At 42.2% G+C, this 12,740-nt stretch carries 13 protein-coding genes; 5 read left to right on the forward strand and 8 right to left on the reverse strand.

Annotation, left to right across the window (positions count from 1 at the left end):
- Positions 1-3 precede the first annotated feature (3 nt).
- Positions 4-1,893: an SPFH domain-containing protein gene (locus ABIC84_RS26050; RefSeq protein WP_429265473.1), complete on the reverse strand. Its 1,890-nt coding sequence runs from the start codon at positions 1,891-1,893 to the stop codon at positions 4-6.
- A gap of 284 nt (positions 1,894-2,177) precedes the next feature.
- On the opposite strand from ABIC84_RS26050, the gene ABIC84_RS26055 reads away from it, so the two are divergent.
- Together ABIC84_RS26055 and ABIC84_RS26060 are read left to right on the forward strand one after the other, a co-directional pair.
- The gene (locus ABIC84_RS26055) at positions 2,178-2,336 is read left to right on the forward strand and encodes a hypothetical protein (RefSeq protein WP_167516071.1); all 159 of its coding nucleotides are present in this window, start codon (positions 2,178-2,180) and stop codon (positions 2,334-2,336) included.
- A gap of 155 nt (positions 2,337-2,491) precedes the next feature.
- Entirely contained in the window at positions 2,492-2,899 is a 408-nt protein-coding gene (locus ABIC84_RS26060) for a hypothetical protein (protein ID WP_429265474.1), read from the forward strand.
- A 241-nt stretch (positions 2,900-3,140) separates the two neighbouring features.
- Here the strand turns inward: ABIC84_RS26060 and ABIC84_RS26065 are convergent, their stop codons facing one another.
- From ABIC84_RS26065 to ABIC84_RS26085, 5 genes are all read right to left on the reverse strand, one after another.
- Positions 3,141-4,364 carry a multidrug effflux MFS transporter gene (locus ABIC84_RS26065; protein ID WP_426586004.1) on the reverse strand — a complete coding sequence of 408 codons (1,224 nt, stop codon included), beginning with the start codon at positions 4,362-4,364 and terminating at the stop codon, positions 3,141-3,143.
- Positions 4,365-4,488: 124 nt separating this feature from the next.
- Positions 4,489-5,703 carry a hypothetical protein gene (locus tag ABIC84_RS26070; protein WP_429265475.1) on the reverse strand — a complete coding sequence of 405 codons (1,215 nt, stop codon included), beginning with the start codon at positions 5,701-5,703 and terminating at the stop codon, positions 4,489-4,491.
- A 176-nt stretch (positions 5,704-5,879) separates the two neighbouring features.
- Positions 5,880-6,209, reverse strand: a complete 330-nt coding sequence (locus ABIC84_RS26075) for a hypothetical protein (RefSeq protein WP_426586000.1) — start codon at positions 6,207-6,209, stop codon at positions 5,880-5,882.
- Between the two features lie 106 nt (positions 6,210-6,315).
- Positions 6,316-7,137 (reverse strand): alpha/beta fold hydrolase, encoded by an 822-nt coding sequence (locus ABIC84_RS26080; protein ID WP_426585998.1) that lies wholly within the window; start codon positions 7,135-7,137, stop codon positions 6,316-6,318.
- 4 nt (positions 7,138-7,141) lie between these two features.
- Positions 7,142-8,458: a gluconate:H+ symporter gene (locus tag ABIC84_RS26085; RefSeq protein WP_176628342.1), complete on the reverse strand. Its 1,317-nt coding sequence runs from the start codon at positions 8,456-8,458 to the stop codon at positions 7,142-7,144.
- Between the two features lie 367 nt (positions 8,459-8,825).
- Here ABIC84_RS26085 and ABIC84_RS26090 point away from each other — a divergent pair, with 367 nt between their 5' ends.
- Both ABIC84_RS26090 and ABIC84_RS26095 read left to right on the forward strand, forming a co-directional pair.
- On the forward strand, positions 8,826-9,182 hold the full coding sequence (locus ABIC84_RS26090) for a response regulator (protein WP_274987560.1): 357 nt from the start codon (positions 8,826-8,828) through the stop codon (positions 9,180-9,182).
- A gap of 1,060 nt (positions 9,183-10,242) precedes the next feature.
- On the forward strand, positions 10,243-10,608 hold the full coding sequence (locus tag ABIC84_RS26095) for a response regulator (RefSeq protein ID WP_426585995.1): 366 nt from the start codon (positions 10,243-10,245) through the stop codon (positions 10,606-10,608).
- Positions 10,609-10,685: 77 nt separating this feature from the next.
- Here the strand turns inward: ABIC84_RS26095 and ABIC84_RS26100 are convergent, their stop codons facing one another.
- Positions 10,686-11,057, reverse strand: a complete 372-nt coding sequence (locus tag ABIC84_RS26100; protein ID WP_426585993.1) for a hypothetical protein — start codon at positions 11,055-11,057, stop codon at positions 10,686-10,688.
- A 71-nt stretch (positions 11,058-11,128) separates the two neighbouring features.
- A complete protein-coding gene (locus tag ABIC84_RS26105) occupies positions 11,129-11,635 on the reverse strand; it encodes a GbsR/MarR family transcriptional regulator (RefSeq protein ID WP_429265476.1) in 507 nt (168 codons plus the stop codon).
- Between the two features lie 277 nt (positions 11,636-11,912).
- On the opposite strand from ABIC84_RS26105, the gene ABIC84_RS26110 reads away from it, so the two are divergent.
- Positions 11,913-12,710 (forward strand): endonuclease/exonuclease/phosphatase family protein, encoded by a 798-nt coding sequence (locus tag ABIC84_RS26110; protein WP_429265477.1) that lies wholly within the window; start codon positions 11,913-11,915, stop codon positions 12,708-12,710.
- The last annotated feature ends 30 nt before the right edge of the window (positions 12,711-12,740 follow it).

The following is a 12,740-nucleotide window of genomic DNA, read 5'->3' on the forward strand; positions in this document are numbered from 1 at the left end:
CAATTATTCGCCTTTAGTGGTGGCGCCGCCTTTACCCTGGTTTTCGATCTGCAGTTTTTTGAGCATTTCGGTGCCTATCAGGGCATCAATCATACCACCGCTGCCGCCCTCTTTACCGCTTACCAGTATCTCAGGCACTAACCTGATGCCTGCAGCAGCCAAAGCTTCGGCTACACGTACAATGGCGTACTGCTCGGTACCCATGGCTTCGGTTTTTTGTTTGGTAACCTCGGCTTCTGATAAACCAATGGCCTTGATCTTGGCACCTTCGGCCATACCATTCACCTCTGTGGCGTTAGCGTCGGCCTTGGCGTTCACTGTTTTTGCTTCGGCATCGGCTTTGGCTATCGTAATCCTTACCTCGGCATCGGCTTTTGCGTTGATGGTTTTAGCTTCTGCCTCACCTTTTGAAGCGGCAACCCTTGAAGCGGCCATCTGGGTGTTAATCTCAACCTGGCGGGTTGATTTTACTACCTCAGGCTGCATATCGGCACCGGCACGGGCGCTTTCAAATTCTTTACGTTCAATTTGCGCGTGGCGCTGTATCTCGTAAGTAACCTTTTCCTCTTCGGCCAGTTTACGGTCGGTAAGGGTTTTCATCAGCGCTGCCGGAGGTACTATGTCACCTATCAGGGTATCCACACCAATTACGTTGTAGGTTTCCAGTACGCGGCCAATGTGTTCGCGGGCATCAGTTTGCCTTTGGATACGGTTGGCCAGGAAGCCGATCACATCACTTTTTTGGGCCGAGTTACGGAAATAGTTGGCAATGGTTGGTTCCAATACCTGCGATACCAGATTTTTCATTTTACCAAACCTTGCTATCACTTTCGGTGCTTCGTTGCGTGGCACGTGGATGATCTGTGACACATCCAGGTTAAAAGTAAAACCATCGCTTGACCTTACCGTAATGGTACAAAGGTTCTTATCCAGTTCGTGCGACTCGGTGCGGCTATCTGCCCAGTTTAACACGATGTTGGTTGTGGGTACAATTTCAACAGCATGGGTATAGATGTTTACCGGGTGCTTACCGGGATCGAGCGGTTCGTCCCAAACCCCTTTTTCATTTCGTTTCACGATGTTACCATGTTTGAAATTATCACCACTGGTATCCTTACCCTCCGGGCCTACGAACGAGTTCACAACACCTACATAACCAATTGGGATATAGATCATATCGACCTGCTCAACGCTCACAAACCAGGGGTTGAGGTAATAGGTACCGGCCAGGATCACATCCTCCTGCAAACCTTTGCGACCGCCTGCGGTGATAAAAGCGATTGGGTCCTGGTAGTTTTTATGTCCTGCAACTGATTCGCCGGCTATCTCGCCTTTGTTCAGCGGCTCGCCATCCAAAGTGGTAATAATACCTACCTTGTTTTCGTGGATCTGGGTGATAGGCACCATCTCAATATCAAACAAAAATGTGTTGATGCGATAACTACCCGGTGTAAGGAAAGCTGCCTGCGGGCCTTTTTGACCATTATTATCCAAAAATGCTACCGCATCCTGAAACTTATCACAATCAACCGGTTTACCCAGCACACGGCCGGTATCAAACGAGGCACCATCTTTTGCTTTTACCAGGCCAAGCTTGTTTTGCTCAATAATGGTAAAGGGCTGCATGATAATAGCATACTGCCATGGCCACATTTTCCAATATAAGCCCGGCGCAAGGCCACGGCCCTGCATACCAGCCTCGCCTTTGGTGGCAATGATCCGACCATCGGGCAGGCGGCTGTTACCTGTAAGGGCAAACTTTTTGATCACCAACCCAATACGGTCGTCCGGAACGATAACCATGCCGCAAAACACGCGCAAAACAAATTTGTACATCAGCAATAACACTATGACGGGTATAACCCACCACAGACTAACAATTAGATTGTCCATTTTTTAAAGATTGTTTTTGATTTTTTTAACGGAACCCTTAAGGTGCGGGCCCTCACAATACTTATAGCTTACCTGGAAGAGTACCTTGGCTATATAGTGTCATTAAGACAGTTGCAATTATACTTTGTTACGAAAAATCTTAAAAATATTTTAAAGTCTCCGTCAAGTACATGTAATTAATTGATACACAGAAAGTAAATTTTATAACGTTTTTAAGAAACATTTTTCAACAGACATAGTTAAATAAGTATCCTATTGTTTAATGAATACTTAACATTACCGCTATGAGTATCCCCAAAGACATCAAAAAAGAAGGTACCAGGATAAGTCCGGCAAAAGCGGGTGGACAGAAAGCTAAAGAGATCAAAACCGAAGGCCCGCTAAGTGAAAAAGACGAAGTGAAGCAAGCCGAAGAGCGTACCAGGAAAGGCACGAAGAAATAATAGTCTTAAGTCGAAAGTCTTAAGTCGGAAGTCCTAAGTCTGTTTCCCTCTTCTCTGTACTTTGAACTTAAGACTTACGGCTTTAGACTAAAGACCAAGCCTTCGCTTTCAATTTCAAAAGCAATTGTATAGTTTTATCCAAACATTTTTCTGTTATGATAAAACAAGGCCTTTTATTGTTTGCTGTTGTGGTTCTTTTTATCGCATCATGTAAACCTGAAGTTTCGGTTAGGACGCTTACCGGTAAATGGAAATATATAAAAATAGAGCATCCAAATGCCAGTCCGCCCGATACCGTAAAACAAGCCGACTTGGATGCCAACGTACCTTATATTCAGTTTACGCCCGAAATGAAATTCCTGATTGTGTGGGGAGGCAAGTTCCTGTCGCACGGCTCTTTTACGCTGAATGGCAGCAACATGAATGTAACCGAAAAACTCCCTGATGGCAAAACCCGCAATTTCGTTTTTTACGTTTCGGAACTAACCGAAAATAAGATAGTTTTTGAAAGTACCGGCCCCGAAGGCTCAAAGGTTACAGCTTTGCGGGCAAGCAAATTTTAAATCAGTTAATTCTTTGCTTGCAGGCCACAAGGCTGTGCCTTGTGGCCTGCACTTACAAGTAATTTAAAATCAAGCGAATCCTGTAATCCTTCGCCGTTGTTGGTGTTATCACCAACAACTCTGCGCTATGCAATTGCAATGCTGAATTAGCTTGTAATTAATAAAAGCAACGAATAGGAAGTTGTTGGTGACACCAACAACGGCGCGAAATCAAGCTATCCTGTAATCCTAAAATCAAGGTTCAATGTGCCGCAACAACATCTCCACTGGCTTCAACCTTGTTTTTTATAAACCGCTTGCCAATAAAAACAATCAGGAGTGCCAAAATTGATGACGCCGCCATAACCGCCGCCATAGGCAGCGAACTATGTTGTTTTATTACAGAGATACCTATAGATGATAAAGCCCCCACGGCCATTTGCGATGCGCCTAATATTGCAGAAGCCGAACCCGCATTTTTAGAGAAGGGAGCAAGGGATAATGCTGATGTATTGGGCGCACAAATGCCAACGCAGCATAACACTCCAAATATCATGGCTATAGTACCACCTATCCCGAACCAATGATTTAATGAACCCGCCAAAAAAACCGTGGAGATAATCACCATTAAAATAAGTGATGCGCCTATCATTTGTTCGCTTTTGTATTTTTTTATAAGCACACTGTTTAGCTGACTTGAACCGATAAACCCTACCGAAAGTCCGGCAAAGATCCAGCCGAACTGCTTTTCGCTTACTTTAAAACCTTCAATAAACACAATGGGTGATGATGAAACATAGGCAAACAAACCCGCGAAAGCGAACGCGCCGCCTATGGCATAAGTTACAAACTGCGCATCCTTTAAAACCGTTATAAAATGTCCTATAATTGGCCCGGGCTTTAAAGAATAAGCAGGATCGGGCTGATAGCTTTCGGGGAGCCAGAATATTACAGCCAGCAATATGAGTACCGCTATAATAGTTAACACCAGGAAAATGACCTGCCATTCAAAAGCCGCGGTAATATAACTGCCTACAGTAGGGGCCAGCATTGGCGAGGCACCGAGTACCAGGATCAGCAATGAAAATACTTTGGCATTGTCCTCAACCGGAAACAAATCGCGCACCATAGCCATAGCTGCCACGCTTGCCGCACAGCTGCCCACCGCCTGAAAAAAACGCAGAGCAATAAGCATTTCGAGCGATGAAGAAAAAAAACATCCCATTGATGACACGATGTAAAGCCCAAGCCCCCAGTATAATGGGTTTTTACGGCCAAACCTGTCGAGCAAAGGTCCATAAAGTAATTGCCCGGCAGCAATACCAATAAAATAGCTTGATAATGACAGTGCTACCTCATCGGTACTTGTATGCAGGTACCTGGCTATGGCTTTAAAGCCCGGCAGGTACATATCGATAGAAAAAGGGCCAAGAGCCGTAAGCGAACCCAATATGAGGATCAGAACGGTATATTTTTGTTTGGTCATACGTGTGTGTGTTAGTTAGTTGATGGTTCATGGTTGATAGTTCATAGCTGTGAATGGGCACACAATATATAATGGTCATGCTAAAATTCTATGAACCATGATCCATAACCTATGAACCGAAGCATCAAAACGCCTCGCCTAAATTAAGACTTATTGATGAAAAGTTTTTGCTCACGCCATAATCGAGGCTGATATTGGTTCCTGCTTTTTTATTGAACTTAAAACGCAGGCCTGTGCCGGCGGCCGGGTGCCAGTATACAAAGGCATGGTTTTCGGGCTCGGTGACGGAGTTTACGTTAGCAAACACCACAAAGCCCAATAAACCATTGCGGGTGATATCGCCGCGGTATTCAGTTTCAAAATATACCAGCCTATCGCCCCGGTAACGGCTTTGCGGAAATCCCCTGCCCGATCGCTGATAAGGCTCCCAGCCAAGACTTGGCAGGTTAAGATAAGGTGTGCGGGGTGTAAGTGTTGTCCAGTAATAGGCCCAGAAAGCCAGCACATTTTTAGGCCCCGAGTTGGTCAACTGCACATATTTACGCATATCAATATATAGTGACCTCCAGTCGGTATGGCTTCCAAAAGCCTTGGCATTAACCCGGTAAACTATGTTGGCATAAGCTCCGGGTAGTGGATTGATAGAGTTTTTGCGCGAATCGTACAATAAATTGAGCGTTATGCCCGATGAAAAAGCATCCTGATCGGCAGCGGTGCCATATTTGTAGCCGGTAAACTTACGCAGGTTTTGATCGCCGTTGCTTTCAATATCCATGTAATAGTCAAGATTATAGCCTAAACCGGCATACAAGTATGGCTTTATCTGCTTTAACACGCTTTGATAAAAGCGGAGGTAATTATAATTTACCAGGAACTTATCTTCGGGACCCTGGTTACCTCCCAGGCCCCATGTATATTGAGGATAAACCATCAGCCTGGTATCGCCCTGTATATTCCACTCGTTATTATTAAGCCAGATATTTGACCGGATAGGCAAGCCATACCTCCCCTTCAGATTAAAATAGGGGGTAAAAGTAAAGCTTGATAAATTAGTAGTAGCTTCATCTCCCAGGTAAAACCCAGCTGTTGTTGAAGTAAACAATGCTTTTCCGCCGCTCCGCCCGTCGGTTGTTGAGGTGGGAAAAACAGAAAAGTAGATCTTCTTTCGCTCAGTTGCCTGCTGCCGGGGTTTTATTTTAAAAAGCGAACGTACAATGTCAATAACATCCCGTTGCGGTACTGTATCTTTTTTTATGCTGATGGTATCTGCAACCGGCTGCTGTGCCAGCACCATTGCCGGAATTAAACATAAAACTATTACAGATAACCCTTTTACCATCGTACTTTAAACGAAAAATTTTGCCTTGCTGTTTGGCTGTTAATAAGTTTAATAACGGATAAAACAGGGCAATCGCTTCAATTTAGCTAAATTTTAATTTAAATAAAAAAGGCCTGTAAGCATTGAAACCTACAGGCCCTTATAACAACCATTTAAATTAATGATAGGTTGTTTGTTTAGTTGGTTGTTTTAGTTGTGGCATAATGGTGATGGGGATGTGCCCTGCGCCAGGCAATTCGGGCAGCACGCTGCCTTTTCTCTTCGCGCCGGCGAGCCTCATTGCCGATAATATAACCGCCACCGGCACCAAGCGCACCGCCAACTAAAGCGCCGCCTGCACTATGTGTAATAAGCCCGCCCGCAACCGCGCCGCCGGCTCCACCTATGATTGCGCCTTTGCCTTGTTTACTTATCCCCTTTTTCTTTGTGGTTTGTGCATTGGTTGTGATACTAATGGATAGCATCAGGCCAATTAAAAAGCACATATATATCTTTAGCTTTTTCATAATGGTATGTATTTATAAGTGTTAACATAAACACTCATGCAAATAACAGACCATTATCGAAAATGGCTGCACAAAAATTCAATAACTGAACATTAACCAACAATGGTTATTTCAGGAAAGCCATTACAGCTTTTGAAAATTCGGAAGTGCGGCTGGCGCTGTTATGATCGCCCGGAACGTGAACCAGCTTTGAGCCGGGAATGAGTTTATGAAGAGCAACCTCGTCGCCGTTATCATGATCTTCGATCCCGTCTATGAGCAGTACCGGGATTTTTACCCTGGCTAATTCCTGTTTGCTGGTTGATGGCTGCCACTTTTGCTGATAGGCTAAAGCAAGTTCATCAAAAGGGTTACTGTGGATATATTTAATCATCCCATCAACATCATGAAAGCTGGTATCGCCCATTAAAGCCTTATAAGCGTGAACCCTTCGCGGCCATTCGGGGTTAGTATAAGCATCGCCCATGCCGCCCATTACCGCCTTTTGAACCCGCTTATCCAGCACAAACACGCGCGAAGTGATGATCGAACCGCGGGAATATCCAACAATATCATATCGTTTCAGCCCCAGGCTTGTAGCCAGGCCCATAATGTCTTTAGCTTCGGCATCGTTTGCATAACCCGCATCATCGTGGGGCTTGTCCGACAGTCCGTTGCCCCGCTGATCCAGTATGATCACTTTATAACCATTCGTTAACAGATCATTATAAAGCTTTCCTTTTTTCCAGCCTTCGCCTGTACCCGAAAAACCATGTACCAGTATCACCGGAAAGCCATCGCCTTTCACTTCATAATGGATTTTAACACCATCAAACGAGCTATAATAGCTGCCCGGGGCAGTAACCGGCTGGGCTAATACACAATTGCCGGTAATCAGCATAAAAATTAACAGAGCTAAACTTGCCGATAGTTTTTTGATAACAAGCATATTTTTATTTAATAAACAGGTTAATAACGGTTACTCCCGCAAGCCCTATAACAGAAACAAGCGTTTCCATTAACGACCACGATTTTATAGTATCCTTAATACTTAAATTAAAATACTCTTTATATAGCCAAAAACCCGAATCGTTTACGTGCGAAAATGCCAGGCTACCGGCCCCGATGGATAATACCATTAAATTGGGATTAATATGATTTTGCAAAACCAGCGGCGCAACAATGCCTGCAGCCGTTAGTCCGGCAACTGTTGCCGAGCCCAAACTAACACGGATAATAGCGGCTATCACCCAGCCTAATAACAGCGGCGGCAAATTAAACGATTGTAGTTGCGCTGCTATCTGGCTGCTTACACCGCTGGCGGTTAAAACTTCCTTAAAGGCGCCCGATCCTGCTATGATCAATAATATCAAGGCCACATCCTTCACCGCATCAGTAAAATTGCCTGCAAGCTGGCCCATGCTTTTACCTTGCTTTACACCTAAAGTATAGGTGGCAACCATAAGCGCTATTAACATAACGATTGATGGATCGCCAAGAAATGTGATAAACTTTGCTACACCCGGATCCTGTATGTTAAGGTAGGGAAAAAACGCAGTAAGCATTAAAAGCAAAACCGGCAATAAAGCTGTAAAAAAGCTATTGAACGCGCCGGGCAGCTTTTCGGCAGGTAATTCTTCAGCCCTGAAAGTAGCCAGCGGCTCTGACGGTATTTTTTTAAGAAATTGTGCAAAAACCGGCCCCGCCAATATAATAGCCGGAATAGCTATCATAAGCCCGTAAATAAAGGTGGTTGCCATATTAGCATGAAACAAGGCCACTAATGCCGATGGCGATGGATGCGGGGGCAAAAAACCATGCGTTACCGACAGCGAAGCCAGCATGGGTAAGCCTATATACACAGCCGGGAGTTTATACTTGTAAACTACAGAGAATATAAGTGGGACCATCAGCACGAAGCCAATACCATAAAACAGCGGAATACCTATAATAAACCCGGCTGCCACCAGCGCCCATTGAATATATTTTTCGCCTACGGCGGCAACAAGTACACCTGCTATTTTTTGCGCAGCTCCGCTCACAGCAACCAGCTTGCCCAGCATAGCGCCCAGGCAAATAATGATGAGCAACTGACCTAAAATATCACCCATGCCTTTTTGAACGGAAGCGGTTACCTTATTAATGGGTATGCCCAATAACAAACCTGCAATTATCGAAACGATGAGAAAGGCAATAAAAGGGTTTATTTTTACAAGGCTCACCAGCAAAACCAGTAAAACAATACAAAAAAAGATAGTTAACAGTACCATTAAGTTATAGGTTATGTGTGGCCAGCGGGCGTGCAACCTCAATATAGGGCACCTGCTGATGCCAACTAAAGTAATAACAAAATTTGAGTTTAGGATTTTTATATGGTAAAAGCTTTGATAACCGGTCTCAATCATCTATAAGCCTTTTAATTTTATCGTTTTGCACTTAAAAATAAGGGATTTGTGTAACTAACATACAACATGTTGTTATTTATAACATTGTTTCATTAATTTTATAAAAAATAGTTTTAATTTTGCATTAAAGTTTTATCCGATAAGATTAAACCCAAACCACTATTTTACAGGATACTGTAATTTTAACGCATACTTTAATACCTTTTCGGCATTTATTTCTTTAACTTTTATTATGGTAAAGCGTATTTTAGTATTGGACGACAATCAAGACATACTTGATATTGTTCATGAGACCCTTACTTATGAACAATTTGAAGTTAAAAGCACATCAATAAGCACCGATGTACTTCCGCTGATTGAGAGCTTTGAACCGGATCTTGTTATACTTGATTACCGGGTGGCTGGTACTAATGGCGGCGAAATTTGCCGAAACATAAAAGTACACCCTAAATTTGGCAATACTCCTGTTATTATATTCTCGGCCTACGTGAACAATGAAAATGAGCTCATCAGCTACGGGTGTGACGCAATAATCAACAAACCATTTGATTTGACCGAACTTGTTGAAAAGGTTAATAACCTGCTTTAAAAACGTAATCCCGACCTCATCGGTCAATTTACCTCCCCTTTGCACTATCCATTTAACCTTTATTTCATTCCTTTATTCTGCCAAACCGGGATAATAATTATAAAAAAAGCAAAGAAAGCGCTTTAAAGCTTCCTGCAATATAAATACAGCACATTTTTAACGCATAAATTGATTTAATTATCAATACTTAAACAGCACGGTTGAAATATTGGTAATTATTTTAACTTTGTTTGTACGTTAAAGCAAAATAATTAGTTAAATACAATAAGCCCCCGATTGTATTATGGTACTATCAATAAATCAACACGAGAAAACGGAAGTAAAAAAAACGGCGGTATGCCCAAAGTGCAAATCAGAGCTTGATAACCGTGTGCCCAGAGGCTTTTTTGTGAAAAAAGTTTTGTTTTTTCTCCCTTTAAAGAGGTACATGTGTTACAAATGCCAACGCAAGAGATACATATTACGATAATTAGTTTCATAAAAAGAAATCAATACTTACTTAAAAGTACTTTTCCTTTTTTTTCTTCTTTACCAATAATATAGATATTGTATTTTGGCTGCCTGTTATTTTAAGTTTGTGGAAGAAAACGAAGCCAAGTCAAAGAAAAGATATTATTGTTCAAAATGCGGAGCCCCTTATCACTTCCAGATGCGAAGGAGTTGGTTTTTGAAAAACGTCCTGTTTTTTATACCGGTCAGGAAATATTTTTGCGCAAAGTGCAAAAAGTCGGCTCACGTTTTCATCAAATAATTTTCAATTAACCAATTTCGGTGTATTGATATCCTGTTACTTCAAATAAACGCGAATAATCTGCGTTTATATCCTCCCTTACGCTGTTATTTTAGAGCCCTACCTTATTTGTATACAATAATATACTTATTGTATATCGTTATAAGTACAGAATTAAAGAGCGTTAGTTATAAAACCGCATAACATCCAAATTTGAATTAAAATAGTTACGTCTAATACTTGGTATAAAAATTGCTTAATGTTTCTCGATATTGTATAAAGCCATATCGCCATTGACTTTTTGCTGATACTTTTTTTAACAAATTACCTATGCGACGGATTTTAGCGGTGGACGACGACAAAGATATTTTAGAAATCATAAAATATATACTGGAAGATTCGGGCTATGAGGTTGATACCTTAACTGAAGGCAGAAACTTGTTTGACCGGATAAAGCAACACGAACCCGATTTAATTTTGCTTGACATTATGCTGGGCAATTTAGATGGCCGTGAACTTTGCAAGACCCTTAAAAACCAGCAGGAAACTAAAAACATACCAGTAATATTAATTTCGGCAAGCCATAATCCGGGTATACTCAGCCAAGCCGGTTCGCCCGATGATTTTATAGCCAAACCTTTTGATATTGATGTTTTGCTGAATAGTATAAACAGGCAGTTAAGAAGTGCCGCTTGATATACAGTAATGTCCGGGCAAAAAAACGGAGCAGGCCAATATTCACCTACCCCGTCAAATCAAAACAAAACTAAAAACTAAGTATTTATAGTAAATGCATTTTCCCGTTTAGCGCGGGTACGCAGCTTAAAGAAAATGACAAGGTTTAGGAAATGCATACCGCCCAATATTAAAATTATCCAGCCCACTTTATAACTCAATACCTCAACCACTACCTGCATACTGGCAATACTGCCATACTCCTTTAAGGCCAGGCTCATATAACCTATATTTACCAGGTAAAAGCCTACTACAAGCAGCTTGTTCACAGAATCGGCCAGTTCACTGTTGCCGTGAAAAATATCCACTAAAAATATACGCCCGTTTTTAAACAGTACTTTGGCCACCCATACTGTCAATGCGATGCTTGCCAACAGATAAATGACATAGGTTAAAATAAAGTAGTTCATAATATTAAAGATTTAGTTATTATTAATTATTTAGAATTTTCAGTAAAAATTGAAATTTATTTATAAAAAAATTATTTAAACACTTTCAGTATCGAACCAAAAAACCAGTTCTCTTCGGCCTTGAGCATGGTATCGAGTGTTTTGTTCACATTGTTAGCCAGCTTATTTATATCAGTAACCGTGGTTTTAAATGCTTTATAAGCCGGATCTTTTGCATCGCCATTCACCCCGGCAAGTTGATCAAGTATTTTAATGATTGGTGTAAGCTCGCGCTTTTTGCGTTCTTCGGCAACACGGCGGGCAATAGTCCACACATCTTTCTCTGCGTAAAAAAACTCCTTACGCTCACCGGTTTTATGCTGCTTTTCAACCAAACCCCAGTCAATGAGGTCGCGCAGGGTCATGTTGGCATTACCGCGTGATATGCTCAACTCGGCCATCACTTCTTCAGTAGTTAAAGCCTCCGGCGAGATCATCAGCAAAGCATGTACCTGTGCCATGGTGCGGTTAATCCCCCACTCCGACCCCAGCTTACCCCAGGCCTCAATGAACTTTAACTTTGCCTCTGCCAATTCCATGCACAAATATAAATAAGTTTTTAAACTTTCAAAAAAAAATGAAAATTTAGGTTAGAGGGCAATGCGCTTCATTTACTTTGTTTAAAAAGGTAAAATAAATATCCACCAATCTTATTAACCTGTTTACCCTAAACACTTTGCTTTTTGCCACACTCATTGGAACTTCTATACTGTAGATTTTACATGGGTTAACCAGCAGACTCCTCGTCAGGCCGGTGTTATAAGCTAATAATTACCGAATGTTGATTGTATAATTTAGATTGCTGATATTGCCTGAGTGGAAAATGTTAAAATTGTCACCATAAATACATGGAAATGCGATGGCGAGTATCGGGTGCGCATGGGCATACTTGCCAAACAACTTAAACAACTAAAACCTCATGTTATAGCTTGCCAGGAATGTTTTTACAGCGAAGAAGCGAATGCCGATACCCTGAAATTTTTGGCTGCCGAATTAAATATGAACTATTGTTTTTTACCCGGCCGATCGAAAAAACGCCTGTTTGAAGGCGGGGTGGTTAACAGTACATCGGGCCTGGGCATATTATCAGTTTACCCGGTTACCGAAACCGGGAGTTTTGATTTACCTGTAGTAGCCGAAGATAACGACCGCAAAGCTTTCCGGGTAAACGTAAACCTGCCATCGGGAAAAACAGTTACTGTTACCACTACCCATCTCACACACCTGGGGCAGCATAAAGGCCTAAGAAAAGCCCAGGCCAAAGCCCTTGCGCGTTTTGTTATTGAGGAAACCCCAAAGCCATACCACATTATTTGCGGCGACTTTAATGCTACACCCGATTCGGAAGCAGTTATGGCTTTCCGGGAATTATCTAAAGCTGCTGACTGTTATACCGAAGGTAATGGTACAGAACCGAGATACAGCCTCACCGATGCCTATTACAAGGCCAACAAACAGGTATGTGTTGATCAGATCTTTACTTTGCCCTTCCCTGGTACGGGTAATTATCCGCGGTTTATCGATTCGGCAGTGGTATTAAACGTGCCTGATGAAGAAACCGGCTTGTACCCGAGCGATCATTTCGGCATCACCACAACACTTGTAATAAATTGACTTAACAACCTGCCGTCAATCGGTAATTTT

This window comes from Mucilaginibacter sp. 3215, from assembly GCF_050433785.1.
Taxonomy (GTDB): domain Bacteria; phylum Bacteroidota; class Bacteroidia; order Sphingobacteriales; family Sphingobacteriaceae; genus Mucilaginibacter.